Origin of the sequence: Paenibacillus sp. FSL K6-0276 (assembly GCF_037977235.1) — a bacterium.
In the GTDB taxonomy this organism is placed as follows: domain Bacteria; phylum Bacillota; class Bacilli; order Paenibacillales; family Paenibacillaceae; genus Paenibacillus_AQ.
The window spans coordinates 1,867,223-1,892,841 of the sequence record NZ_CP150276.1; the positions used below are offsets into that span (position 1 = coordinate 1,867,223).

Annotated in this window: 24 protein-coding genes; 19 read left to right on the plus strand and 5 right to left on the minus strand. The window is 44.0% G+C overall.

Annotated elements, in window-relative coordinates; genetic code table 11:
- Nucleotides 1-140: 140 nt before the first annotated feature.
- Entirely contained in the window at nt 141-527 is a 387-nt protein-coding gene (locus MHH52_RS08470; protein WP_340007902.1) for a DUF423 domain-containing protein, read from the plus strand.
- An 80-nt stretch (nt 528-607) separates the two neighbouring features.
- Here MHH52_RS08470 and MHH52_RS08475 read toward each other — a convergent pair whose 3' ends face one another.
- Nucleotides 608-1,135 carry a hypothetical protein gene (locus MHH52_RS08475; protein ID WP_340007903.1) on the minus strand — a complete coding sequence of 176 codons (528 nt, stop codon included), beginning with the start codon at nt 1,133-1,135 and terminating at the stop codon, nt 608-610.
- Nucleotides 1,136-1,351: 216 nt separating this feature from the next.
- Between MHH52_RS08475 and MHH52_RS08480 the strand changes: the two genes are divergently transcribed.
- Complete coding sequence (locus MHH52_RS08480) at nt 1,352-1,654, plus strand: DUF1805 domain-containing protein (protein ID WP_313636962.1); 303 nt, start codon at nt 1,352-1,354, stop codon at nt 1,652-1,654.
- 134 nt (nt 1,655-1,788) lie between these two features.
- On the opposite strand, the gene MHH52_RS08485 is transcribed toward MHH52_RS08480, so the two are convergent.
- Nucleotides 1,789-3,149, minus strand: a protein-coding gene (locus MHH52_RS08485) for an IS1182 family transposase (protein WP_340003511.1) whose coding sequence is annotated in 2 segments (ribosomal slippage) — nt 1,789-2,579 and nt 2,579-3,149 — 1,362 coding nt in all. Because the reading frame shifts where the segments join, the coding sequence is not laid out codon by codon here.
- A gap of 302 nt (nt 3,150-3,451) precedes the next feature.
- Between MHH52_RS08485 and MHH52_RS08490 the strand changes: the two genes are divergently transcribed.
- The 9 genes from MHH52_RS08490 to MHH52_RS08530 all read left to right on the plus strand — a co-directional run bounded on the left by MHH52_RS08490 (nt 3,452) and on the right by MHH52_RS08530 (nt 13,921).
- On the plus strand, nt 3,452-3,913 hold the full coding sequence (locus tag MHH52_RS08490) for a DNA starvation/stationary phase protection protein (protein WP_313636963.1): 462 nt from the start codon (nt 3,452-3,454) through the stop codon (nt 3,911-3,913).
- A 312-nt stretch (nt 3,914-4,225) separates the two neighbouring features.
- Nucleotides 4,226-5,008, plus strand: coding sequence for a Fe-S cluster assembly ATPase SufC (gene sufC / locus MHH52_RS08495; RefSeq protein WP_313636964.1), 783 nt, complete (start codon nt 4,226-4,228; stop codon nt 5,006-5,008).
- A gap of 27 nt (nt 5,009-5,035) precedes the next feature.
- A complete protein-coding gene (gene sufD, locus MHH52_RS08500; protein ID WP_340007904.1) occupies nt 5,036-6,337 on the plus strand; it encodes a Fe-S cluster assembly protein SufD in 1,302 nt (433 codons plus the stop codon).
- Complete coding sequence (locus MHH52_RS08505) at nt 6,334-7,560, plus strand: cysteine desulfurase (RefSeq protein WP_340007905.1); 1,227 nt, start codon at nt 6,334-6,336, stop codon at nt 7,558-7,560. The genes sufD and MHH52_RS08505 overlap by 4 nt, the downstream gene beginning before the upstream one ends.
- Complete coding sequence (gene sufU, locus MHH52_RS08510) at nt 7,547-7,978, plus strand: Fe-S cluster assembly sulfur transfer protein SufU (protein WP_036684339.1); 432 nt, start codon at nt 7,547-7,549, stop codon at nt 7,976-7,978. Before MHH52_RS08505 ends, sufU begins: the two co-directional genes overlap by 14 nt.
- A gap of 24 nt (nt 7,979-8,002) precedes the next feature.
- The gene (gene sufB, locus MHH52_RS08515) at nt 8,003-9,400 is read left to right on the plus strand and encodes a Fe-S cluster assembly protein SufB (protein WP_042186357.1); all 1,398 of its coding nucleotides are present in this window, start codon (nt 8,003-8,005) and stop codon (nt 9,398-9,400) included.
- 204 nt (nt 9,401-9,604) lie between these two features.
- Nucleotides 9,605-9,880 (plus strand): histidine phosphatase family protein, encoded by a 276-nt coding sequence (locus MHH52_RS08520; RefSeq protein ID WP_340007908.1) that lies wholly within the window; start codon nt 9,605-9,607, stop codon nt 9,878-9,880.
- Between the two features lie 415 nt (nt 9,881-10,295).
- The gene (locus tag MHH52_RS08525) at nt 10,296-12,056 is read left to right on the plus strand and encodes an ABC transporter ATP-binding protein (protein WP_313636970.1); all 1,761 of its coding nucleotides are present in this window, start codon (nt 10,296-10,298) and stop codon (nt 12,054-12,056) included.
- A gap of 5 nt (nt 12,057-12,061) precedes the next feature.
- Complete coding sequence (locus tag MHH52_RS08530) at nt 12,062-13,921, plus strand: ABC transporter ATP-binding protein (protein ID WP_340007910.1); 1,860 nt, start codon at nt 12,062-12,064, stop codon at nt 13,919-13,921.
- A 71-nt stretch (nt 13,922-13,992) separates the two neighbouring features.
- Here the strand turns inward: MHH52_RS08530 and MHH52_RS08535 are convergent, their stop codons facing one another.
- The 3 genes from MHH52_RS08535 to MHH52_RS08545 form a co-directional block, all read right to left on the minus strand.
- A complete protein-coding gene (locus MHH52_RS08535) occupies nt 13,993-14,241 on the minus strand; it encodes a hypothetical protein (RefSeq protein ID WP_313636972.1) in 249 nt (82 codons plus the stop codon).
- Nucleotides 14,242-14,613: 372 nt separating this feature from the next.
- On the minus strand, nt 14,614-15,654 hold the full coding sequence (locus MHH52_RS08540) for an HD-GYP domain-containing protein (protein WP_340007913.1): 1,041 nt from the start codon (nt 15,652-15,654) through the stop codon (nt 14,614-14,616).
- Nucleotides 15,655-15,731: 77 nt separating this feature from the next.
- Nucleotides 15,732-16,445, minus strand: a complete 714-nt coding sequence (locus tag MHH52_RS08545) for a molybdenum cofactor biosynthesis protein MoaE (RefSeq protein ID WP_340007914.1) — start codon at nt 16,443-16,445, stop codon at nt 15,732-15,734.
- Between the two features lie 137 nt (nt 16,446-16,582).
- Between MHH52_RS08545 and MHH52_RS08550 the strand changes: the two genes are divergently transcribed.
- The 8 genes from MHH52_RS08550 (at nt 16,583) to MHH52_RS08585 (ending at nt 25,613) form a co-directional block, all read left to right on the plus strand.
- Nucleotides 16,583-18,022 (plus strand): bifunctional UDP-sugar hydrolase/5'-nucleotidase, encoded by a 1,440-nt coding sequence (locus MHH52_RS08550; RefSeq protein WP_340007915.1) that lies wholly within the window; start codon nt 16,583-16,585, stop codon nt 18,020-18,022.
- A gap of 73 nt (nt 18,023-18,095) precedes the next feature.
- Complete coding sequence (locus tag MHH52_RS08555) at nt 18,096-18,923, plus strand: undecaprenyl-diphosphate phosphatase (RefSeq protein WP_313636976.1); 828 nt, start codon at nt 18,096-18,098, stop codon at nt 18,921-18,923.
- A 143-nt stretch (nt 18,924-19,066) separates the two neighbouring features.
- Nucleotides 19,067-20,170 (plus strand): HD-GYP domain-containing protein, encoded by a 1,104-nt coding sequence (locus MHH52_RS08560; RefSeq protein WP_340007916.1) that lies wholly within the window; start codon nt 19,067-19,069, stop codon nt 20,168-20,170.
- A gap of 230 nt (nt 20,171-20,400) precedes the next feature.
- Nucleotides 20,401-21,537 (plus strand): radical SAM/CxCxxxxC motif protein YfkAB, encoded by a 1,137-nt coding sequence (gene yfkAB, locus MHH52_RS08565; RefSeq protein ID WP_340007918.1) that lies wholly within the window; start codon nt 20,401-20,403, stop codon nt 21,535-21,537.
- Between the two features lie 21 nt (nt 21,538-21,558).
- Nucleotides 21,559-22,917 (plus strand): hemolysin family protein, encoded by a 1,359-nt coding sequence (locus tag MHH52_RS08570; RefSeq protein ID WP_340009554.1) that lies wholly within the window; start codon nt 21,559-21,561, stop codon nt 22,915-22,917.
- Between the two features lie 78 nt (nt 22,918-22,995).
- Nucleotides 22,996-23,124: a hypothetical protein gene (locus MHH52_RS08575; protein ID WP_340007920.1), complete on the plus strand. Its 129-nt coding sequence runs from the start codon at nt 22,996-22,998 to the stop codon at nt 23,122-23,124.
- Nucleotides 23,125-23,181: 57 nt separating this feature from the next.
- Nucleotides 23,182-23,862 carry a response regulator transcription factor gene (locus MHH52_RS08580; protein WP_313636979.1) on the plus strand — a complete coding sequence of 227 codons (681 nt, stop codon included), beginning with the start codon at nt 23,182-23,184 and terminating at the stop codon, nt 23,860-23,862.
- The gene (locus MHH52_RS08585; RefSeq protein ID WP_340007922.1) at nt 23,859-25,613 is read left to right on the plus strand and encodes a HAMP domain-containing sensor histidine kinase; all 1,755 of its coding nucleotides are present in this window, start codon (nt 23,859-23,861) and stop codon (nt 25,611-25,613) included. Before MHH52_RS08580 ends, MHH52_RS08585 begins: the two co-directional genes overlap by 4 nt.
- Nucleotides 25,614-25,619 lie beyond the last annotated feature (6 nt).

Genomic DNA, 25,619 nt, shown 5'->3' on the forward strand with positions numbered 1-25,619 from the left:
AATGTTGTTAACATCCACTTTTTCATATTGATGCTAAAAAAGCAACCCCTGATTGTGGCTAATTAGTAAATGACGGCTGGAAAAAGGTACCGTTAATCGTTTATGATAGAAGAAGTCTAAAACTAAGGAGTTGTAAACGTATGCAACGGAAACTTATGGCCTGGGGGGCTTTGCTAGCTATGCTGGCAGTAGGAGTAGGCGCTTTCGGCGCTCATTTATTAAAACCTGTTATCAGTGAAGAATATATGAAGGTATATGAGACCGGTGTACAGTATCACTTGGTGCATGCGCTAGGTGTAATTCTGATAGCACTGGCTGTAGGTCAATGGGGAGAAAGTGCTCGGTTACGCTGGGCGGGGCGGTTGTTAATAGCAGGCACTATTTTGTTCTCAGGCAGCTTGTATGTACTTAGTATCTCCGGGATTAAAGTGCTGGGAGCGATTACACCTATTGGTGGAGTCTGCTTCATAGCAGGTTGGCTATGTTTGGCTCTGGAAGCATTCTCTCGCAGCAAAAAGGTATCCTAGGCAACCAAATTACACTAGGAAGATAAATAAGCATCCGTTCCTTATAGGGGCGGATGCTTATTTATCTGTAACGTATACGTTTACAGAAATTCGTCGATTTCATTTAGATTAAAGCTGTAGACCTGCTTCTCATCCACATGGTAGACACTGATAGAGTTGGCCGCTTCATCAAAATTTAAAATACGACAGGGCATAGACACTTGCTTTCCATACCGATTCGCTCGTAAACGTACTAATTGATTATTCTGAATATACTGACGAATCTTCCCGTATGCATCAGCTGGCGTTTCAATAACAGTCTGCTGCGCAGGCACTTCTATCTGTTTATTTATCGGTTCATCGAGCTGCTTCTTAGTGAATTTAGGTGGCAGCTTTAAAGAAGTGGGAGGAGCAGAACTTTGATTCAAGGCTAGTTTAGCGGAACGAAGCAAACTGTCAATGGTTCTCCCCAATTCGAGACCGGAGTTAATGTTGAAATCTGTGATTTTGTCATTATTGTTCAACATTTCAAGCAGATATTGTAATGCAAGCGGGTTGGTCTGGGCATTAATCAGGATGTCGACGTTAAATAAATAATTGCCGTCAGTGTGTTGTAGTTTTTTGTCCATAAATCCCCCAGCTTATTCGATTAGAACATTCATTTACTAATATAAGAACGTATATAAACTATAACATTAAACAAGTAATAATCATATAGCAGTGACTGGAGAAATCGGGACCATTGTCACTGTATTTTATAGGAAATATAGGACTACCGTCAGCACAACAACAAGGATATTCGCATACATATACAACGTGGATGGTGAAAAAAGGAGGTGCTGCTATTGGTTACCATGGAGCCTATTACGGTAGGTGAACATACGCTGATCGGGGTAGAGGTTAAGCTCCCGAAAACAACGCTGCTCTCAATCAGCACAAGCCGAGGTTATATTATGTGCGGTGCACTGGATGTTGGCCTGCTCAATGAGAAGCTCAGTGATCGGCATATTATCGCGGCCCGGGCGGTTGGTGTACGTACATTGTCACAGCTGCTTGCTGCCCCATTGGAGTCTGTAACGATAGAAGCGGAGAGTCTAGGTATCGTACCAGGTATGACTGGTGCAGAAGCATTACTTCTAATGATCTGACCGAAAAACGCCACAAATTCCAAAACACAAGAGGCCCTAGGCCTCTTGTCAGAGTGTCGAGAAACCCAGGTCATTTTACGACCGCGGGTTTCTTTTTAGGTTCTGGCATAAGTAGAATCGGAAAAGGGAGGGGGTTACCCCCTCTGTTCCAGGCGATCCAGGTGGATCGCCATCTTCTTCATGTTCTGCACGGCTGCCGTCATCAGTGCCTGTTCTCTGACATTCGGAAGTCCGCGCAACCGGCAATAGCGAAACCCATGGAGCTCTTTAGCATCCGCGAAGCTTCGCTCAATCGTCTCTTTTCGTTTGCGGTACAGTTGCTTGCCCGACTTACTGAGTCGGTTATTCCGCACCCATTCCTTGCTGTCCTCCCAGACGTGCCGGGTCACCACCTTTCGGTGATTTCGGGACTGAGTGCATTGGTCCAGCAATGGGCAACTCTTACAATGGTCCGGATCAGAAGCATACTGCCGGTAACCCTTTCGGTCTGTGGTCCGGTAATTCAGTTCATGACTGGCTGGACAAACATACAAATTTCGCTCGGCATCAAAGGTGAACTTCCATTTCGGAAACAATCCTTGCTTGGGATGAAATCTCCGGTGTGCAATCACCGCAAAAATCTTTCGGCTTTGTAATCCTCGACAAATCGGTGTGGTTAAGTAACCTGAATCGAGCGCAACGGCTTCAATCTTAAATCCAAAACGTTCTTGCTGACGGTCTAAACGCGACAAATATGGCACGGAATCATGAACATTGCCGGGCGTTACATGTACATCGGTAATGAGATTGTATTTGGTATCTACGGTACGGTGATCTAGATAAAAGAAGCCCTCCGGTTTGCCATCCCGGATCATATATCCACTATCTGGGTCGGTCTTGCTCACTTTAATCTCTTTCTCCTCGTTCACTTCCTCTCTTGGTTTCAGGGCTTTTTTCCATGCTCTTTCCGGTCTTCGGCCACAGCAGCGTTGAGTTCATTCACGTAATCTTTGGTGTTCTGCAGTACTTGTTGTTTGGTGTACTGGTGTTTATTCGCATTTGCTTTTACATGGGTTGAGTCGGTCACGAGAACCCGTCCACCGACCATCCGGTGCGAAATAGCCTGAAGAACAATCTCATCGAAAATGTCCTGAAAAATGTTCGTATCTTTAAATCGGGTTCGCCGGTTCCAACTAATAGTCGTATGGTCTGGAACCTTGTCGGTTAATCCCAGTCCTAAAAACCAGCGGTACGCCAAATTGGTTTGGATCTCTCGCTCCAATTGACGTTCGGAACGAATGCCGTAAAAGTATCCAAGAAAAATCATCTTAAATAAGATAACTGGATCAACAGCAGGACGTCCGTTATCTGCGCAGTACAACGGCCTAACTTTTTCATCGATAAAGGAAAAATCAATATACTTATCTACTTTTCGTAGCAAATGATCTTGAGGAACTAAATCTTCGATAGAGACAAACTCGTACGCTTGTTGTTTTTCTCGGTTGGAACGCAACATACAAATCACCATCCGTTCTATAAATAGTTACCTATATTATACAACATTAACGCGGTGTCGTGTGAAATTATTAAGACATAAAGAAGGCTGTCGAGACTTTCTCGACAGCCTGACAAGAGGCCCTAGGCCTCTTGTGTTTTTTGCATGTATTTGGAGAGCGTCTCTATTGATAATAATTCAAACAAAAGGTTCTCCTTGTTTCGTCTTACATGCTAAAGGGTAAATTAAGAATAGACAAGTTACTGCCGGACGAAGGAGCACGTAGACCGGTAAATATAATTGGATAAGGAAGGGATCATCTCATGGCTAAAGCATCTAATAAAGTAAATACAGCTTCACTGGAACAAATTATGAATCGTCAGGTTGCTAACTTGAATGTGTTGTACGTTAAAATTCATAATTTCCATTGGTACGTAAAAGGAGAACAATTTTTCTCTCTTCACGTGAAATTTGAGGATTTATATAATGAAGTTACTCTCCAAATGGATGAAGTTGCAGAACGACTGCTAAGTATCAAAGGAAGCCCTGCTGCGACGATGAAAGAATATCTGGATTTGGCTACGATTCAAGAAGCAACTGGTAAAGAGGATACACGAGGAATGGTTCAATCTCTGATTGAAGACTTCGCTACCATTTCTGAAGAGTTGACAGAAGGTCTTGAGCTTGCCGAAGAAATTAAGGATCAGCCAACATCTGACATGTTTATCAAAATTCGTAGTGATCTTGAGAAACATCAATGGATGCTGCGTTCCTACCTTAGCTAAACAATTAAGCATACTAAATAAGGCTTCCTGCGGGAGGTCTTATTTTTTGCGTTAGGCATGTTTTAAATTTATAAATTAAAAGGCAAATCTAAAAATAGCGAAATTATGCGGTAGATCATAGGAAAATTAAAAAGAGATATTTGTAAAAAAACAGGCTTTGTTATAAAATTATTGAGAATCATTGATAATCACTGTGATTCAATTTATAATAATTATAATGTGATATAGAATCTAATTGTGCTGGGAATCAGGATCTTCCTGTTTCAATACAACTTTTGATTTCGCAAATCGATCAATGGAGGGAATAATATTATGGCAGCAGATTTTGTCATTGAGGGACTTAAAGCGACAATTGAGGGAAAAGAAATTTTGAAGGGGATTAACCTTCAAATGAAAGGTGGCGAAATTCACGCCATCATGGGACCAAACGGTACTGGTAAAAGTACTTTGGCTTCAGCTCTAATGGGTCATCCGAAATACGAAGTAACAGAAGGAACAGCGACCCTTGAAGGTGAAGATCTTCTGGAGATGGCTGTTGATGAACGCGCACGCGCGGGTCTCTTCCTTGCAATGCAATATCCAAGTGAAATTTCCGGAGTAACGAACTCCGATTTCTTACGTAGTGCCATTAATTCTCGTCGTGAAGAAGGAAGCGAAATCTCATTGATTCGTTTTATTCGTCAAATGGAAGCGAAGATGAAGGAACTGGATATGAATCCTGAGTTTCTACACCGTTACCTGAACGAAGGCTTCTCCGGTGGTGAGAAGAAACGTAACGAAATTCTACAAATGATGATGCTAGATCCAAAAATCGTGATTCTGGACGAAATTGACTCTGGTCTTGATATTGATGCTTTGAAAATTGTAGCCGAAGGCGTAAACTCCATGCGGAGTGAAGATCGCGGCTTCCTAGTTATTACTCACTATCAACGCCTCTTGAACTACATCAAACCTGATTTTGTACATGTTATGATGCAGGGCAGAATTGTGAAATCCGGTGGTCCTGAACTTGCTCAGCGTCTGGAAGCTGAAGGTTATGAATGGATCAAAGAAGAACTTGGAATTGAAGACGAAACTGTAGGGCAAGAAGCGTAAGAAACGCCAGGAAGGAGGAGAACACTTATGACGACACAGACCATTCTTCCGGTGGATGCCGAGCGCTTGAGCGAATTATCGCATAGTAGCGGCGAACCGGGTTGGCTGAAAGAAAGCCGCTTGAAAGCACTTGAACTGGCAGCTACTCTGACACTGCCTAAATTAGAGAAGACACGGATTGATCGTTGGAATGTGAACAATTACGGTAGCTACAAAGCAAGCGAACCCATTGCTTCACTGAATGATGCACCTGCTTCCATTTCCTCCTTGATCAAGGATCAGGAAGAAGGCAGTCTGATTATTCAGCGTAACTCTGGTGCAGTATATACACGACTCGCTCCTGAACTTGCAGAACAGGGTGTTATTTTTACTGATCTGCAAACGGCTGTTAAAGAGCACGGAGATTTGGTACAACGTTACTTGCATAAGGCAATTCAGCCTGACGAGCATTCTATCGCTGCGCTTCATGCAGCATTATGGAACGGCGGAGTATTCCTCTATGTTCCTAAGAATGTAGTGGTTGAAACTCCACTTCAGGCCGTGCTGTTAACAGATGATGCGGAAGCTTCATTTGTTCCTCACATTCTGATCGTTGCTGATACTAACAGTTCCCTGACTTACGTAGACAACTACGTGTCGGATAAAGCTGAAGCTGGACTGCACAATGGTGCGGTAGAGGTATTCGTAGGTGCAGGCGCTAAAGTACGTTATGCAACAGTGCATCAGCTAGGCGTGGATACAACAGATGTGACTTACCGCCGTGCTGTTGTTGAGAATGACGGAACCATCGAATGGATCGTTGGTGAGATGAACTACGGAGATACAGCAAGTGATACCAAGTCTGTGCTCAAAGGGAATGGCTCTAGCTCGGATGCTAAAGTAATTGCAGTAGGTACCGGATCACAGAAACTGAATTACACTACCCAAGCTCAGCATTTCGGCAAAAACACACCAAGTGACATGATCACTCGTGCAGTTATGCGTGATTCGGCTACTTCTATCATCAATGGAATTACGAAAATCGAGAAAGGTGCTACTAGAGCTGATGGCCAGCAAACAGAGAAAGTACTGATGCTAAGTCCAAAAGCCCGTGGTGACGCCAATCCGATTCTGCTTATTGATGAAGATGATGTTACAGCAGGCCATGCCGCTTCCGTAGGACAGGTCAATCACGAGCAAGTCTTTTACCTGATGTCCCGCGGAATTACACGGCATGATGCAGAAACTCTAATCATCTATGGCTTCTTGGCTCCTGTTGTGTCGCAAATTCCACTAGAGGGACTGCGCAATCAGCTCCAATCTCTTGTGGAAAGGAAGTTAGGTCAATGATTAGCAACGCCATCCGGGAGCAATTTCCCATACTGAACCAGAATGTGAACGGACATCCACTGGTCTATCTGGACAGTGCTGCAACTTCACAGAAGCCTCGCCAAGTGATTGAGGCGGTCAAGTCGTATTATGAGTGGGATAACGCCAACGTACACCGTGGCGTCCATACTCTAGGTAGCCGTGCAACAGATGCCTACGAGGGAGCCCGGGAGAAGCTAGCTAAGTTTATTAACGCTCGCAGCACTAAAGAAATTATCTTTACGCGCGGCACAACCACTGCACTAAATCTTGTCGCCTCTTCTTATGGGCCATCTGCAGTTGGTGAAGGCGACGAAATCGTCATCACCCTGATGGAGCATCATAGTAATTTGATCCCTTGGCAGCAGCTAGCTAAGAAGACAGGCGCTACTTTAAAATATATACCGTTGCAACCTGACGGAACGATTACATTGGAGGATGCTGAAAAGACGATTACGGATAAAACCAAGATCGTTGCTATCGCTTATGTATCCAATGTTATGGGAGTAACTCATCCGATTAAAGAGCTTGCGGCTATTGCTCATCGTCATGGTGCGGTAATCGTCGTAGACGGTGCACAGAGCACACCTCATATGAAGGTCGATATGCAAGATCTGGATTGTGATTTTTATGCACTTTCTGGTCATAAAATGCTCGCACCGACTGGAATTGGGGCTTTGTACGGCAAGAGAGCAATCCTCGAATCCATGGAGCCTGTTGAGTTCGGTGGCGAAATGATCGATGATGTGGGCCTATATGAATCCACATGGAAAGAACTGCCTTGGAAGTTCGAGGGCGGTACGCCGATCATTGCTGGTGCTGTTGGATTAGGTGCAGCCGTAGATTTCTTACAGGAAATCGGCATGGATGAGATTCACAGCCATGAGAAGAAGCTTGCAGCATACGCAGAGCAGCGTCTATCTGAAATTGATGGCTTGACCATTTATGGTCCCCGCAATCGTGAAGTTGGCGTTGTCACCTTTAATCTAGGTGACGTTCACCCGCATGATGTCGCTACAGTACTAGATGCGGAGGGCATTGCCATCCGTGCTGGTCATCACTGCTGTCAGCCGCTGATGCGCTGGCTGGAAGCTAGCTCTACAGCACGTGCGAGCTTTTACCTGTATAACACCGAGCAGGATGTAGATCGACTGGTGGATGCTTTAATCAAGACAAAGGAGTACTTCGGCTATGAACTTGGATGACTTGTACAGACGCGTAATTATGGATCATTATAAAAGTCCTCGGAATCGTGGTTCATTTGAAGATGATGCTCTGAAAATTGAACTGAATAACCCAACTTGTGGTGACCGTATTACACTTCAGCTTAAGGTAGAAGATGGAATCGTGAAAGATGCCCGTTATAACGGTGAGGGTTGTTCGATTAGTATGTCGTCGGCTTCGATGATGACTGAAGCGATCAAAGGACAAACGGTTGAACGTGCGCTTGAACTGGCTGATAACTTCTCCTTGTTGATGAAGGGTGAAGACGTGGATTTTGGAGACTATGAAGACATTGAAGCCCTTTCGGGTGTGAATAAATTCCCTGCGCGGATCAAATGCGCAACACTGGCTTGGAATGCGCTTCGTAAAGGAATTGACGAAGAAGAGCAACATAAATAACAGTAGAACAAGGAGGCTGACACCATGGCTAAGAAAGCGCCTGATATGGAAGAATACCAGTACGGGTTCCGTGATGAGCATAAGTCGATATTCCAGTCTGGTAAAGGTTTGACGGCCGAAATTGTTAAAGAAATTTCAGCAATCAAAAATGAACCACAGTGGATGCTTGACTTCCGCTTGAAATCCTTGGAACAGTTCCGTAAGATGCCGATGCCTACATGGGGCGGCAATATGGACGATCTGGACTTTGAGGATATTCAATATTATGTAAGACCTTCCGAGAAACAAGGGAAGACTTGGGAAGAAGTTCCTTCCGAAATCAAGGAAACCTTCGATAAGCTGGGTATTCCGGAAGCGGAACAGAAGTTCCTCGCCGGCGTTTCGGCACAATATGAATCTGAGGTTGTATACCACAGCATGCAGAAGAGCCTTGAAGATCAAGGGGTTATTTTTACAGATACTGATACTGCACTGCGTGAACACCCAGAGCTTCTTAAGAAATTTTTCGGGACGATCATCCCTCCAACTGATAATAAATTTGCAGCACTTAACAGTGCAGTTTGGTCAGGCGGAAGCTTCATCTATGTTCCTAAAGGTGTGAAATGTGAGGTTCCTTTGCAGGCTTACTTCCGTATTAACTCCGAGAACATGGGACAATTTGAGCGTACCTTGATCCTCGCTGACGAAGATAGCTTCGTGCATTATGTAGAAGGCTGTACTGCACCAATCTACAGCACGAACTCCCTGCATAGTGCGGTTGTTGAAATCTTGTGTATGAAGAACTCTCGCGTTCGTTATACCACGATCCAGAACTGGGCTCCAAACATCTACAACCTCGTTACTAAACGTGCGGTTGCAGAAGAAAATGCTACGATGGAATGGGTCGATGGCAACATCGGTTCCAAGCTGACCATGAAATACCCTGCGGTTGTACTTAAAGGCCGTGGTGCTAAAGGTTCAGTACTGTCTATCGCGGTAGCGGGTAAAGGTCAGCATCAGGATGCGGGTGCCAAGATGATCCATTTGGCTCCAGACACAACATCTACCATTGTATCGAAATCCATCAGTAAGCATGGCGGTAAAGTAACTTACCGTGGTCTAGCTTCCTTCGGCCGTCAGGCAGAAGGTGCGAAATCGAACATCAAATGCGATACACTCATTTTGGATAACGAATCCACTTCGGATACCATTCCTTACAATGAAATCATGAACGATAACATCGTTCTTGAGCACGAAGCAACGGTGTCCAAAGTTTCTGAGGAGCAGCTGTTCTATCTGATGAGCCGCGGCCTAACAGAAGCTGAAGCGACTCAAATGATTGTCATGGGCTTTATCGAGCCGTTCACGAAAGAGCTGCCGATGGAATATGCGGTCGAAATGAACCGTTTAATAAAATTCGAAATGGAGGGAAGTATCGGTTAACCTTGATGTATTAAGGGGTACCGACTTCACTCTTATAGGTTATAGTAAATACGTATTCGCAGTGATCTTGAGGCTTTTATGCTCAAGTTACTCGGATACGTATTTTTATTTCTTGGTCTTCAGATAGAAGTCTATATTTAGCGTTTGAGGAGGGTTTGCAATGTCCGTTTATTTAATCCGGCATGGTACTTCTCAAATTTGCGGATGGATGAATGTTATCCTAGCGGTGAAAGCCCTCGTGCATTTTTTTTGCGAATCAATGATTCATTCGAACATTTATGTGAAGATCAATGTACAAACAATGAGGGTAAGAATATAGCGCTTGTAACTCATGGTGGTGTAATTAATGTTGTATATCATCTCTTGAAAGACATTGAATGGTCAAATATAAACAACTCATTTCCAATTGCACATACCAGCATTCATAAAGTGGATATCTTTGAATGCAAATGGGATATCACGCCTGTAGAATTTTCTTAAAATCAAAAGCAGCCATCCATCGATACCTCGAGGACGTGTTGTTTTTTTATTTGGAAATCGGAGTGGACTTTTCTTTTGAAAGGATTAAATCCAAATTTTATGCAAAAAACCCTTATAAAGGTTTTCTTTGGAGGGGATATATCCATTAAGAATCATGCTGATTCTTAATTCAACAGCATTAACGAGGAAATGCGAGCATTTTAAGACAATGATAGTCTTTTATCTGGGGTACATGGGAGTTTCTTCCGAAATAACGGGAAAAACGCTCAATTATCCGCTTTGCCGCTTTAAATTAGGGATGATACACTGCTTAAAGTCACTAAAATTGTAAGCGCTAAAAAATAGCTTTACTTCGTAAAGCTAAGCCTATGCTTGCGAAGCAGCTTTACTTCGTAAAGCTTTAAGGAGGAGAGATATGGAAGTTCTCAGGCAACTGCGAGGCTATTACCGAGAGAAGCTACATTATTTGATTCTTTCGATTGTATGCTTGGCCGCCGCAACTGCAGTGGGGCTAATTACCCCCAATTTGTTAAGAAGGCTGATCGATGATGTAATTGTTCCACTCAAGTTTAAAGAGGTGCCCGTGTTGGCTCTCAGCGTGTTAGCAGTAGTAATCGTAAAAGCATGCCTACAATTTGCCCATGGTTTTTACGGAGGTCGGTTAGGTAATTTTCTAGCATACCGGCTACGTAACGCTTGTTATGAGAAATTGCAATTTCTATCTTTCCGTTATTATGATACCGCGAAAACAGGAGATCTGATGTCCCGGCTGACCGGAGATTTGGAAGCGATCCGAAACTTTATCGGTTTTGGTTTTGCTCAGCTGCTCAATGTGTTTTTTATGGTGCTATTTGGTTCTATTATGATGTTCACAATTAATTGGCAGCTAACACTGGTTACTTTGATTAGCATGCCATTTCTGGCTGCTGTAGCTTTAAGATTTGAGTCGAAGATTCATCCGGCCTTTCAAGAGATGCGTCTTGCGCTGAGTTCTCTGACAACGGCTGTACAGGAGAATATCACCGGTGTGCGTACTGTCAAATCGTTTGCTAGAGAGGCTCACGAAGTTGAGAAATTCTCACACCGTAATGAACGTTATAAGAACAATCAGATTTTTGCCGCAGAGCTTTGGAGTAAGTTTTTTCCTATCATGGAGCTTTTAGCATCGGTCAGTATAGCTATTCTGTTAGGCGTAGGTGGCACACTCGTCATTAACGAGAAAATGTCACTAGGCGAATTGGTTGCCTTCTTCAGTTTGATTTGGTACATCATTGGACCGGTATGGGGCTTAGGCTTTCATATTAATAACTATACACAGTCCAAAGCTTCGGGAGAACGTGTACTTGAAGTGCTTAATCAAAGAATTGATGTGAAGGATAAAGAGAATGCCCGTGAACTGGTACCTTCCGAGGTTAAGGGGGATGTAGCCTTCAATCACGTCACCTTTGCGTATGGGAATAAATTGCCTGCGGTTACTGACATCCATTTTGAAGCCAAATCGGGTGAGATTATCGGATTTCTTGGAGGTACAGGTTCAGGTAAATCAACCATTACACAACTGATGATGCGCGCTTACGATGTAAATGAAGGCAGTATTACGCTGGATGGCATTGATATTAGAGAGTACAATGTACGCAGTCTGCGGTCACAGATTGCCACCGTATTTCAGGAAACGTTCCTGTTCTCCTCATCCATCCGCAATAACATTTCATATGGCTTGAAAAATGTAAGCATGGAGGAGATTATCCGTGCTGCACAGTTGGCAAAGGCGCATGAATTCATTATGGAGATGGCAGACGGTTATGACACTGTAGTAGGCGAACGCGGGATGGGTCTCTCGGGCGGACAAAAGCAGCGGATCGCTATCGCAAGAGCACTCCTTAAGAATCCACGTATCCTCATTCTCGATGACGCGACCAGCGCTGTCGATATGGAAACAGAGCATGAGATTCAGGCTGGTTTCCAAGAGGTTATGAATGGGCGTACAACACTTATTATCGCCCATCGGATATCCTCCTTGCGTCATGCGGATCAGATCATTGTCATGAACGAAGGTCGTGTTCAGCAGCGTGGCACCCATCAGGAGCTAATTGAAGTTCCGGGTCCCTACCAAGATGTGTACCGGATACAATATGCTGACTTTCTAACAAGAGCTACCGGAAGAGGGGAGGAGTGAGGCATATGAAACTTGAAGCCAAACGGAACACCGCTACGGGAGCGAAGAGTAAAGCAGCCGAGCAGCAGACACTTGATGAACGCTTTGTATACAAAGATGATGATATTATCGATAAAGCGTTTGACTGGAAGCAGTTCACCAGACTATTCAGCTATATGAAGCCTTACGCCAAACAGATGCTTCCACTGGTTTCTATCATGATGATTCTGGGAACCATTACGAAGTTGACCGTTCCATTCTTGACAAGTTTAGCTATTGACCGTGCCATTGCGCCTAAGGTTGGGAATCCCAGCTTAACACTTCTTTATTCGCTTACGGCTGGCGTGATTGTCTTATACCTCATTCAATGGATTGCAGCTGTGTACCGGATTAAGTACACGAACATCATTGGACAAAGAGTGATTTATGATTTGCGTTCTGATTTGTTCAAGCATATTCAGAAGCTCTCATTTAACTTCTTCGATAAACGTCCAGCAGGTTCGGTATTAGTACGTGTGACAAATGATATTAACTCGTTACAGGATTTGTTCACGAACGGGGTAGTCAATCTAATGATTGACTGCGTACAGCTTTTGGGGATTACCATTATTCTGCTATTGATCAACTGGAAACTTGGTCTTGCAGTAATGGTTACGGTTCCGATCATGTTCTTTATTTCTACTAAGCTGCGCCAGAAGATTCGGATCGCTTGGCAGGATGTGCGGATGAAGAACTCCAGAATTAATTCTCACTTGAATGAATCGATTCAGGGGATCAGAGTCACACAGGCTTATACACAAGAACGTGAAAATATGAATTATTTCGATGTTATGAATACAGATAGCAAAAAATCCTGGAATAAAGCTTCAGCGATGAACCAAGCTTTCGGGCCGATGATCGAGATCACTGGCGGTTTTGGAACGATGATCCTCTTTTGGTTAGGGGCTTATCTGATCCAATCTGGTGAGCTCACAGTCGGTTTGCTGGTAGCTTTCAGCTCTTATGTCAGCAACTTCTGGGACCCGATTAACCGTCTGGGTCAGATGTATAACCAGCTGCTTGTAGCGATGGCTTCCTCGGAACGGATCTTTGAATATTTGGATGAGCAGCCTGCAGTTCAAGATAATCCTGGAGCTAAGCCACTAGGAACTATTCGTGGAGATATTAACTTTAATAAGGTCGTTTTTGAATATGAAAAAGGTCGGGCTGCTTTAAAGGGCATTGATCTGGATGTAAAAGCTGGGCAATCGATAGCGCTTGTGGGTCATACAGGTTCAGGGAAAAGTACGATTATTAACCTGATTGGTCGGTTCTATGATATTAAGAGCGGACGAATTACGATTGACGGTGAAGATATCCGTGAGGTTACACTAGATAGTTTAAGAAGACAGATCGGAATCGTGCTGCAAGATACCTTCATTTTCTCAGGAACGATTCGCGATAATATCCGGTTTGGTCGACTGGATGCTACTGATGAAGAAGTGGAAAATGCCGCGAAAGCAGTCGACGCCCATGACTTCATTATGAAGCTTCCTGGGGGGTATGAGACAGAGGTAGAAGAGCGCGGTAGCGCCTTGTCCATGGGACAGCGTCAGCTTCTCTCCTTTGCCCGTGCGCTATTAGCGAATCCACGGATTCTGATCCTTGATGAAGCTACGGCCAGTATAGATACAGAGACGGAGCTTAAGATTCAGGAGGCACTCAAAATCTTACTTCAAGGCCGGACCTCCTTTATCGTTGCCCATAGACTATCTACCATCCGCCATGCGGATAAAATAGTCGTTCTGGACCACGGTGAGATCAAAGAAGAAGGAACCCATCGTGAACTGACATCACGTGATGGTGTGTATAACGGTTTGATAGAAGCGCAATTCCGCTTCTTATAGCTCAGAACAACAGCCCATTCTCCTTGCGAAAGCAAGTGCGAAGAATGGGCTGTTTTATATCGTACGTTCAATTACTTTGGGCGTTTGGGCAACCTACCCGTTACACGCAGCTCAAACAATTGGGCACAGATATCTTGATGCCACTGTGTATCAGTTGTTTGTTCCGCTAACAGTATTTCATTCTGTAGTCGAGCCATCTCCCAACAGTAATTGGCGTTCACTTGAAGGCATTGCTGTTGTTCCGTTTCTTCGGAGGCTGTAAGCTGGCGTAGACGGCTTAGGGTGAACAGCTCGGCAAGACGTTCATGGACTGGAAGCATACTTTTTACCTCCTAGAAATATTTAAGCCACATATTAGTCTCGCCAATAGAATTGTAAATCAAACATTAAGTGATTGATGAAAGGAGAGTTACAAATGACTAGGGTTTGCGATTCATGGAGAAGAGCTGCAGATTCACAATTCAGCTCTATTAACATGAATTCTGCTGCATAAAATGCAACGGAATATGCATAAAAAATCCCCCGATAGAAAATCCGGGGGATCATGGAATACGAAAGATAGCTTTGAGGCCCCGATCGGAGTTCCTTCTATCCACAACGTCACAAGTTTCCACCAAACTACCGGGTGTCCAGAGGGTGGAGCCCTTGGGGCCCTCCCTTGAAAGGGAGGGTTTGGGAGGGATCGAAACGCCTTAGTCCATGTAAATTTCGACAATCGCTACGTTACGCTCACGGGATAAATCAACAAACATTCCATCAATCTTTACCAGTGGACGGAAAATATCAACCGGATTGTTCATGATAATCACGCCTGTATCATCTGTACTCAGCAATACACGCTTGCCAATGAAGTTGGGCATTAAATGCTGGATAAAGGCCTGAACAGTTCTAGCGTTCAGCTTACCGAAACTGAGATTGTTTATTTCACGCAGGACGGAAATAAGCTCTTGCTTTGACTGATAGGCACGTTTAGAAGTCATCGCACTATAGATGTCAGCTACAGCTGCAATTTGTGCATAAGGATGAATATCGGTTTTGGTTAGACCGTTGGGATAGCCAGAGCCATCCTCACGTTCATGATGCTGAAGGGCGGTCAAAGCTGTATAAGAATCATCCATCGAATTGCGGATAATTTCGTAGCCGTACTTAGTATGTAGTTTAATTTCCTCGAACTCATCTGGAGTTAGCTTCCCTGGTTTATTCAAGAGAGAGGGTGAAATTCGGCATTTTCCAATATCAATCAAATATCCTGCGCGACCAATTTCATAGCACTCTTGTTTGGAATAACCAAGCCATATCGCAATATAATAAGAGAGCATGCCTACCTGTAGTGAGTGATTGTAGGTATAATTATCTTCGCGATCCAACAAAAGCAGGAGGGATACTACATCTTTATGCTTGTCCAAAGTTTGAAGCGAAGGCTGAAGAATATCGTTTACCACAGATTGGTTGAAGCTTCCTTTTAATAGTGCTTCCATATATAGAGACTCGAAGCCGTCAATCATGGTATCGAAACTAGTGGTCACCGTCTGAATAATTGAAGGTCTGCTGAGGGATGATGCTTCTTCCTCTAACGTCTCGATATCAACATAATCAACTCCAAGCTGCATCAGCTTGGCGATATCATTTATTTGGAGCAGCGATCCTTTTGGTAATACATGTAGACCCCTAGAACTATACGCGTCCGCGTTGAGGTGATTACCAGGTTTTAGATCTGAGACGTGTACTCTCAATGCTATTGCCACCTTTTATCCGATTTTATCCAGAATATCAACAAAGTACAGATTTTTCAATCAAAAAGGAGAAAAGATTAATTGTGGATTGAATTGGTAGCCTTCTGACCAGAGCCTACCCAATGCTGGCCCGATTCATTAATGTCTTTTTTCCAAACGGGAACTGTCTGTTTCAATAGTTCAATGGCAAAGCGACTGGCTTCGTAGCAGGTATCGCGATGAGGGGTGGAGATTGCAATGATAACACTTGCTTCCTTTAGACCTACACGCCCAATGCGGTGTGATATTGCACAGTTTGCGTTCCAGCGGTTCTTAACCTCTTTGCCAATCTCCTCCAGCTTACTTAAGGCCATAGGGATGTAGGCTTCATAGTGTAGTGCAGTTGTACGTTGTTCACCGGTCATTTCGCGCGTAGTGCCGATAAATAATAAAGATGCTCCGTGATTGACGTCGAGGACGGCATCTAGAAGCTTCTCCGCATTTAAAGGCTGGTCCGTTATGCTGTAGAGTCCATCAGGAGTACTTTCATATAAAGAACCATTCTCTCCTCCGGAAACTGGAGGAATAAGTGCAACTTCGGAAGACTCGGTGATGATAGAATCATCAGGAGCATATTCCCGGTCAATGGCAATCAAAGAAGCTCCAATTTGGGATGCTGCATCCGGATAAGAGGCGGACAGAAGTTCCTTCAGCTTTCCAGCTGTTAAGGGAATCACAGTCGCGTGGAAGGTCAGAGAAGAAGAGCCGATGACCTCAGCCAGTCCCGCGAACAGTCGGATAGTAATATGCATTTTTATTCTCCTCTGATGTATGTTCTAATGTCTTCAATATACCATAATGAGTCTGAAAATGTTATGCTAGGCTCTATAAGATCACGTGCCAGCTGCTTCATTAAAGAGCAGCTCTACGGGTAGGAGGAATGTTGCTTATGGGGCACGTGCCGCAAAGACTGATCATACTTCATACCAATGATATACATAGCCATTTTGAGATGGTGAGTTCGGTGGCAGCGGAAATCGCCGTACAGAGGGCTGCAGCGGGAGATGAGCCTGTACTGCTACTGGATATTGGTGATCATATGGATCGTGCAGCTGTCGAGACAGAAGGAACTATGGGTCAGGCTAACATCGACGTACTAAACTTAACAGGATATGATGCTGTAACCATTGGCAATAATGAGGGACTTACGTTCTCACAGGAGATGTTGTCATCTATTTTTTCTGGGTTACAATGTCCGGTAGTATGCTGTAATTTTGTGGAGTCTTCGACAGGAGAGCCACCAAGTTGGATGAAGCGTCATGCTATATTGGAGAAGGATGGAATTAGAATAGGAGTGACAGGGGCGACAGCGGCATTTACTTCATTCTATTCCTTGTTGGGCTGGGATGCCCTAGATCCTGAGACATCGCTACGGGAACAATGCCTACTTCTGGCGCCACAGGTGGATATTCTAATCATTCTATCTCATCTTGGGCTTCCTGCTGATAAAATACTGGCAGAGCGGCTGGAGGGTGTGCATGCCATTCTTGGTGGACATACGCATCATCTGCTGGAGGAACCTATTATGATTAATGGTACTGCTGTATGCGGTGCCGGGAAATACGGCCGGTATCTCGGGCGGCTTCAATTTGAGCGGAAAGATAGTCAGTCTGATTTCAGTTTAATGTCTGGTGAATGTATTCCTATTGATCCAGTTCTGAAGGATGATATTATAGGCCCTGCCGTCGCCATTCATTTGGAACATGGTCGTGAATCTCTTCAGACCATAGTTGCGATTACTGACCGTGAGCTTCCTTTGAACTTGCAGGGAGAGTCTCCCTTTGGCAATCTTCTGGCACAAGCAGTACGTAGATTTACGGGTACTAGTTTGTCGTTAGTTAACACGGGTCAGCTGCTGGGTCCATTGCCGGAAGGCGAGGTTACAACAGGGATGCTGCACGCACTATGTCCTTCCCCCATCAATACTTGCATAATCAAGCTGAAGGGTATAGATATTCGCACAGCTTTGGAACAGAGCCTAACAGAGGAGTTTTATAATAAGGTAATTTACGGGTACGGTTTCCGAGGGAATCATCTGGGCAGTATGGCAGTAGATGGATTAAAAATCTTGTACGATCCTCTGAAGATACCGTATGATAAGAGTGTTGCAGTTTTTGTCGAAGGAAACCTACTGGAGGATGATAGAGAGTATAATGTTGGTACGCTGGACATGTTTACTTTCCGGGCCGGCTATGAGACGATCGCAAATGGGAAGGATGCTTTATTTCTACTACCACATTTTTTGCGCGATCTCTTGCGGATGGAGTTGCAGCGTCCGAACAGCCTTGATGAATGCATGCTCACTCGCTGGGAGGCTAAGTCTGAGTAAGGCCTACAGCTTACAATCTACACTTATAGATTCCATTTGACAGTGCTAGATTCCAAAAAATAGGAGGACCATTATGGACACGATTACAGCTATTATTTTAGCAATTGTCGAAGGGATTACTGAATTTATTCCTGTATCTTCGACAGGACACATGATCTTGACTACGAAGCTTTTAGGTTTCGCTGAGCAAGATTCGATTATGAAGACTTACGAAATCGTAATTCAGTTAGGGGCAATTTTGGCGATAGCGCTTGTTTATCGCAAGCGTGTGCTTGATTTGTTGGGGCTTGGGCGTAGAAGCACGGGAAGAGGTGGCGTTATGCCGGCATCCCGTCTGAACTTAATCCATGTGATTCTTGGAATTGCCCCAGCACTTGCTGTGGCATTTTTTGCCCGCGATTTTATCAAAAGTCTCTTTGGAGCTTCTACTGTACTCTGGGCGCTTGTCGCCGGAGGTATTCTAATGATTGTCGCAGAATGGGTGAACAAACGCAAAATGCGTATTACTGCTCATGAACTGGATGATCTGTCATATGGACAGGCGCTGGCGATTGGATTGTATCAGATTATTTCGGTACTCTGGCCGGGATTCTCCCGCTCCGGGTCTACAATTTCTGGGGGGATGTTAAGTGGGGTCAGCTATAAGGCTTCCGCGGATTTTTCATTCCTCATAGCTATTCCTATTATGTGTGCGGCTTCCGGGTATGAACTACTGGATTCGTATAAAAACTTCACAAGTGAGACGATTGGTTACTTTGTAATTGGATTTCTGATTTCTTTTGTAGTGGCTTATTTAGTGGTTATTTTGTTTATGAAATGGATTCAAAAGATTCGATTGACGCATTTCGCGATCTACCGATTTATTCTTGCTGCTGTATTCTGGTTGTTTATTATGCGTTAATGCCCGTAGGCATGGACCTAGACACATCTGACTTTCTTTAAGGTACACCTGTCTGAACTTCTTTAGAAACGGTATAGACATAGCGTGTGACCCAAGGATTTTAATACAGAATAGTATTTTACCGTTAAAGGCAGGTGAGTTAAGTGCGTTTAGTATCCGTGAATAAGCTTCAAGCAGGCATGAAATTAGGTAAAAAAATATATAGTGATGAAGGTCTAACTCTACTCGCGGATGGGGTGGAGCTTACTGAGGCATTGATCAAGCGTCTTGCAAGAATAGACATCGGTTATATCTACATAGAGGATTCCATCACGGACGATGTTGTGATTACAGGTATGCTTCAGGATGAGACGCGCAATCAGGCTCTAAAGGTGATTCGGAATCAATTCCAGGATATGACTGGCGCTTCAGGAATCACCAAGGGCTTTTATCATCTCGATAAAAAATTCTCTAAGATCATGGATAGCATCTTAGACGACTTGTCTTTGCAAGAAGATCCGATGATCATGCTGCTTGATATGCACACTGCTGATAACTATTTGTACGTCCATTCCCTAAACGTCTGCTTGTACACTTTGGTGCTTGGCATTGCTCACGGGTACAGCAAAGAGGAACTCCGAGTGATTGGTCTAGGTGCGCTGTTGCATGATATTGGCAAGACACAAGTTCCGGTAAAGATCATTCAAAAACCCGGCAGACTCAGTGATGAAGAATTCCGCCACATGCAGGCTCATACCGAGATCGGGTTTCAAATTCTCAAGGATGAACCGAATATCCCGCTGCTCGTAGCGCATTGTGCCTTGCAACATCATGAACGCATTGACGGTTCCGGATATCCTCGCGGATTAACAGGACCTCAAATTCATGAATATGCTAAGTGGCTGGGTGTAGCGGACTCCTACGATGCCATGACCTCCAATCGAGTCTACAAAAAGGCTATGTTGCCACATCAAGCCGTTGAGGCACTTTATGTTGGTTCCGGTACACTGTACGAACAGAAGTATCTGGAGTTGTTTAGAGATCGCGTCGCTATCTATCCGCTGGGTCTTACCGTGAAGCTCAGTACGGGGGAGAGCGGGGTTGTTGTCAAAATAGATCCTAGTACGCCTCACAGACCCACCGTACGTGTGCTTACGGGTCCTGAAGGAGAGAAAGTCGTGCCGTTTGAACGGGAGCTTAGTAAAGCCCTCTCCGTTGTTATCGTTGACGTCGCAGAACAAGGCGATTCTCTGGAAACGCCAAATTAATTATTATAGCAGCGTGGAGAGAAGAGTAGGCTTGTCCGCATATACTGCGGAAGCCTATTTTTCGTCTCGCTGCTTTTAATTTTTTATAGAGCCAGGGTATTGAGGACAGCCAGAAAGACATCAGAAGTGCAGTTTTTTTGACTATCGTGGTATGATATAGGGTAAGTCATCGTTCTTTATTCATGATTTTGGGTTAATAATAGGAATAAGATTTAAAGGAGCTAGTACAAATGAATGTTTTAAGACCATTAACATCTTCACCGAGGGAGCTGTCGCCAAGTTACGATCCGTGGGATCCAATCACTTCTCTACGTAAGCATGGAAGCCATGTGCTAACGAGTGTGGAATTCACCGTAACCAATTTATGCAACATGCGTTGTGAGCACTGTGCTGTAGGTGATAGTCTAACCTCTAGAGAAGAGGAAATGCTACCACTTAAGAATATGCTGGACCGTTTAGAGGAAGTCGAGCATCTAGAGACCATTAGTATTACTGGCGGAGAGCCTATGTTCCGCGCCGGAACGGTGGATAATATCATTGTGCCATTGTTGAAATACGCCAAGGAGCGGGGAATCAGATCGCAAATTAATTCTAATCTGACGATGCCGTATTCCCGTTACGAGAAGCTACTTCCGTATCTGGACGTTATGCATATTTCATTTAATTATGTGAATGGTGACGATTTTCATGAAGTCGGTTTTGCGAACAGTGGTCATGCGGTTGCCAAGGAAGCCGCTTACCGGTTATATAATACAATGATTGAGAACTCTCGTCAGTTAAGTGAGGATGGTATGTTAATTTCTGCGGAAACTATGATTAATTACCGTACCCACACGAAGCTGCCTGAAATTCATAAGCTGATTCTCGACATGGGAGCAAAACGGCATGAAGTTCATCCAATGTACAATTCGAGCTTTGCTTCCGCACTGCCAATGCTATCTTTGAATGAAATGCGAACGGCGATCCATGCGTTACTGGACCAGCGTGATCCGGAGGTTTGGATGCTGTTTGGCACGCTTCCGTTTTTTGCTTGCAGCTTCCTAGAGGAAGATCAGAAGTTGCTAAGCAGAATGCGTGCAGAGAAGAATGTTACACTTCGTAATGATCCGGATGGTCGGAATCGTGTGAATGTAAATATGTTTACTGGAGATGTTTTTGTTACAGATTTCGCTGATATCGCAGCCTTTGGCAACATCGACAACCAAAAACTGGATGATATATTTATCGATTGGCAGACTAAGCATCCGCTGAACCAGAAGGTGAACTGTCACTGCGATGCAGCAGGTTGTTGCGGACCTAATCTGTTAGTAGCGGATATGTATTATCCGGAAGTTGATTTCAAAACAAGAAAAGCGATCAATCTGTAGAAACGAGGCGTTGATAAAGTGGTGCATACGGAATTTGAAGTAGGGAGATTATTGCTTAATCTTTTGCTTGTTCTGGTGCTCGTATTATTGAACGGTATTTTTGTAGCAGCGGAGTTCTCATTAGTTAAGGTCAGGCAGTCTCGTCTGACCCAACTTGTCAGTGAAGGTAATAAAATGGCCGGATATGCGCTCAAAGTAAATAAGAAACTGGATTCGTACTTATCTGCCACCCAGTTTGGGATTACACTTGCGTCACTTGGGCTTGGTTGGATCGGTGAGCCGGCCATTTCAGAGCTGCTCGTTGAACCGTTAATGTATCAGATGGGGATTACCGATCGTACTCTGATTTCGACCGTATCTGTTGTTATAGGATTTTCGATTATCACATTTTTACATATTGTACTGGGTGAACTTGCACCGAAATCCCTTGCGATTCAAAGAACAGAAGGGTCAGCTCTGCTGCTCTCGGCACCACTGATGTTTTTCTATAATCTGTTCATGCCTTTTATCTGGGTACTGAATGCATCGGCGAACGCGTTGCTTCGTTTAGTGGGTGTTGAGCCTGCGAATGAGAGTGAGGCTGCCCACTCGGAAGAGGAAATTCGTATCCTGATGAATCAGAGTGCTAAGAGTGGTGTTATTGATAAAGATGAGATGAAGCTGATGGATAACATCTTTGAATTCTCTGATCTGCTCGCTCGTGAAGTCATGTTGCCTCGTACGGACATGGATGTGCTGTATAGCAATCTTTCGCTCGAAGAAAATATGAAGATCATTACCGAAACGAGACATTCACGTTATCCGGTTGCCTTTGAAGACAAGGACCGTATTATTGGTTTTATTCATATTACCGATCTGCTGTTTGCTCCACCTGAGCAGCAGAATGATCTTACGACTCTGGTTCGACCGATCCTTAACGTACCGGAATCGATGGAGATCAGCCATACTCTGCGATTTATGCAGAAGAACAAGGCTCAGCTAACGCTTGTTGTCGATGAATACGGTGGTACAGCAGGTTTGCTGACAGCAGAAGAAATTCTGGAAGAAATTGTAGGCGATCTGCATGACGAGTTCGAAGATGAGCGTCCGAGTGTGGAACGCAATGGAGATTATATTTCTGTTGAGGGCCGGATGTTGATTGAAGATGTCAACGATCTTACGGGTGTAGTGATTGAAGATGATGAAGTGGATTCCATTGGCGGCTGGTTGTTTAAGGAGCTGGAAGGTAATCCAAGCAAAGGAAAACGAGTTAAAGTTGAAGATGTTGTTTTTGAAGTAGAGGAATCGACAAGACTGCGGATTACTAGAATTAATATTCATCATGAACCGCATGTCGAGGATAAAGAAACCTCTTCAGAACTGGACGAGGATAGAGAATGACCTTTTGAAACGGTAACGTACGTTCCGGATTATGACTCCTCCTGCAGAGCTGCATGGCTCATGGCAGGGGAGTTTTTTGTGCGTTCAGTCGTATATTCCGCTCAAAAGCTGGAGGGAAGTAAAATTGAAGGCTATAATGATTTCCAGCGGGATTCAATGGGTTATTTGGAAGTGAATCTAGAGAGATTTATGTTTGTGGACACATAAAGGACATAACGCTCGACTATGCTAATGTTTATAAATTGTTTGAAAGCGGGGTCTAGATTGAAAAAGAAGCTTCTTCTCGTTGAGGATGAAATTCGTATTCGCGAACTGGTGTCTGATTATTTCATACAGAATGATTGGGAAGTACTCGAAGCGGATAATGGAAGAGATGCATTGGTTTGGTTTGACTCACTGCTGCCGGATCTGCTGATTTTGGATATCATGATGCCTGCTATGAATGGCTATGAAGTGTGCCGTGAAGTTCGTGAAAAATCAGCGATACCTATCATTTTGTTAACCGCCAAGTCCACAGATGACGACAAAATCTACGGATTTGAATTAGGAGCGGATGATTATGTTACAAAGCCATTTAGTCCTAAGGTGCTGGTAGCCCGGGCAAATGCGCTTATGAAGCGGGTTGAAGGCTCCCATCTGCCTGAATCTAGCATAGTAAAATTTGGTTCCGCGATGTTTAACACCTTGGCTCATCGGTTAGAGGTAGAAGATGCGGAAGTGGAGCTTACTCCTAAGGAATATGATCTTTTATGGCTTTTAATACGAAATAAAGGGATTGTCATTTCAAGGGATACGATACTTAGCCGAATCTGGGGAATTGAATTTGAAGGAGACTCCAGAGTTGTGGACAGTCATATCAAAAAGCTGCGAAGTAAATTGGGTTATGAATCACGTTTTATTCGTACGGTGATTGGCACAGGGTACATGTTCGAGGAAGAGGCATGAGAAGACGTGGAATTACCTTTAAACTGTTTGTGATGACCGTTATCTTTTTCCTCTGCTTTTATGGCATGGTGATTCTAAGCCAACTGCTGTTGTTTGACAATTTCTATCAGAAGCAAAAAGAAAACCGCGTGGAGAAACACCTCAAGAGCTTTGCTGCAAGATATACAAGCGAGCAGTGGGGAAGCTCTCGAACCTCTCAGGAGCTCTTCCGGTTTATGCTGCGGAATAAAACACAAATGGTTATTCTGAAGCTGGACGGTAAGATGAATTCGGAAGATCCATTTCATATAAAGTTAATCGGCGATGATGGAAAGAGTATGGTTGTCTCTTTATCCCTGTTCATGAATCAGTACGGAGATGCGCTTAGAGCAACAAACATTAAAGTAGATGATCAGTTAAGCATTGAAGGCGAACTTCTGGATGAAGACATTTCTTCACCCGTTATAATCTACCCCATAAGTATTACAAAAAAAGGGGGCGGAACAGTAGGGGATGCGGAAGAGAGTGGGATGATTCATGCATCTGGCACTGTTACAGAAATTGTACTGCCTGATATGAAAATATGGAATCCACGCCAGGGAACTCTATTTGAGGCCCTAGAGGAGTGGTTCCCTTTGACGCCAGCACAGGCAGACGCCTTTAAAAATTTGGAAATGCAGAAGCAAGACTGGATTGCTCCCTGGAGTGGGAGTCGTAATTCTGTTATTATTTTGCCTCTTAAGCAAAGTACCGGAGAAATTGAACTGCTATTCACAGTCACCTCGTTACAAGAAGTTAAGGATTCGAATGAGGCGTTGCGTTGGTTCTTTTTATATCTGGGAATTGGCGGCATTATCTTGATTCTGGTGCTCTCGCTCTTTTTTTCGAAAATGGTAACACGTCCACTGATTAAGTTAAACAACATAGCCAAACGGATGGTTTCTCTGGACTTTACAGGGGATACATCCATTCGCCAGAAGGATGAGTTAGGTAGCCTTTCTAATAGCATGTTCACTTTATCGCTAAGTCTGGATTCTGCTTTACGAGAGTTAAGAGAGGCCAATCAGCAGCTAGTTGAGGATATGGAGCAGAAACAAAAAATGGAGATCCTGCAGCAGGACTTTTTTGCCAACGCATCCCATGAATTGAAGACTCCGCTCAGTATTATCAAAGGTTTTGCCGAGGGATTGGAGGACGGCGTGAGCGCCGGCAAGCAGGATCACTACATCAAGGTGATTATTGAGGAAGCAGATAAAATGGAGTTTCTTGTTAAAAACATGCTAGATCTAGCGCGGTTGGAGTCTGGCACTATCAAACTTCGAAAAACTTCCTTTATGTTAAGTGAACTGACGGAAAATGTGACGGACAAGCTGGTTCACTTGCTGAGTGAAAAACATTTGGATGTCATCATTATTCCTGCAAATGAATTACCGGTATATGCTGATGCGAACTGGATCGAACAAGTTGTGCTAAATTTTATGACCAATGCTATCAGGCATGCGGAAAAAAGAAGTTCCATCACCGTCAATATTGAGAGCCATGCCCAGACTATTGTATTCACTATTCAAAATATAGGAGAATCAATCCCTGAAGATCAGCTGGTGCAAATCTGGGAACGATTCTATCGGTCTGAGCCATCCCGCAGTCGAATGACGGGCGGTACTGGTCTGGGACTTTCGATTGCGAAGCGAATACTAGATATGCACGCTTGTCATTATACAGTGAAGAACACGGAAAACGGTGTTAGCTTTACGGTGACCTTTGAAGGCTAAACGGAT

Excerpts from the sequence above, each read along its gene's own strand:
- MHH52_RS08525 (WP_313636970.1), top strand. The coding sequence starts at position 10,296 with ATGGAAGTTCTCAGGCAACTGCGAGGCTATTACCGAGAGAAGCTACAT.
- MHH52_RS08505 (WP_340007905.1), top strand. The coding sequence starts at position 6,334 with ATGATTAGCAACGCCATCCGGGAGCAATTTCCCATACTGAACCAGAAT.
- MHH52_RS08490 (WP_313636963.1), top strand. The coding sequence starts at position 3,452 with ATGGCTAAAGCATCTAATAAAGTAAATACAGCTTCACTGGAACAAATT.
- sufB (WP_042186357.1), top strand. The coding sequence starts at position 8,003 with ATGGCTAAGAAAGCGCCTGATATGGAAGAATACCAGTACGGGTTCCGT.
- MHH52_RS08470 (WP_340007902.1), top strand. The coding sequence starts at position 141 with ATGCAACGGAAACTTATGGCCTGGGGGGCTTTGCTAGCTATGCTGGCA.
- sufU (WP_036684339.1), top strand. The coding sequence starts at position 7,547 with ATGAACTTGGATGACTTGTACAGACGCGTAATTATGGATCATTATAAA.
- MHH52_RS08530 (WP_340007910.1), top strand. The coding sequence starts at position 12,062 with ATGAAACTTGAAGCCAAACGGAACACCGCTACGGGAGCGAAGAGTAAA.
- MHH52_RS08520 (WP_340007908.1), top strand. The coding sequence starts at position 9,605 with ATGGATGAATGTTATCCTAGCGGTGAAAGCCCTCGTGCATTTTTTTTG.
- sufD (WP_340007904.1), top strand. The coding sequence starts at position 5,036 with ATGACGACACAGACCATTCTTCCGGTGGATGCCGAGCGCTTGAGCGAA.
- MHH52_RS08550 (WP_340007915.1), top strand. The coding sequence starts at position 16,583 with ATGGGGCACGTGCCGCAAAGACTGATCATACTTCATACCAATGATATA.
- MHH52_RS08585 (WP_340007922.1), top strand. The coding sequence starts at position 23,859 with ATGAGAAGACGTGGAATTACCTTTAAACTGTTTGTGATGACCGTTATC.
- yfkAB (WP_340007918.1), top strand. The coding sequence starts at position 20,401 with ATGAATGTTTTAAGACCATTAACATCTTCACCGAGGGAGCTGTCGCCA.
- MHH52_RS08545 (WP_340007914.1), bottom strand. The coding sequence starts at position 16,445 with ATGCATATTACTATCCGACTGTTCGCGGGACTGGCTGAGGTCATCGGC.
- sufC (WP_313636964.1), top strand. The coding sequence starts at position 4,226 with ATGGCAGCAGATTTTGTCATTGAGGGACTTAAAGCGACAATTGAGGGA.
- MHH52_RS08555 (WP_313636976.1), top strand. The coding sequence starts at position 18,096 with ATGGACACGATTACAGCTATTATTTTAGCAATTGTCGAAGGGATTACT.
- MHH52_RS08535 (WP_313636972.1), bottom strand. The coding sequence starts at position 14,241 with ATGCTTCCAGTCCATGAACGTCTTGCCGAGCTGTTCACCCTAAGCCGT.
- MHH52_RS08475 (WP_340007903.1), bottom strand. The coding sequence starts at position 1,135 with ATGGACAAAAAACTACAACACACTGACGGCAATTATTTATTTAACGTC.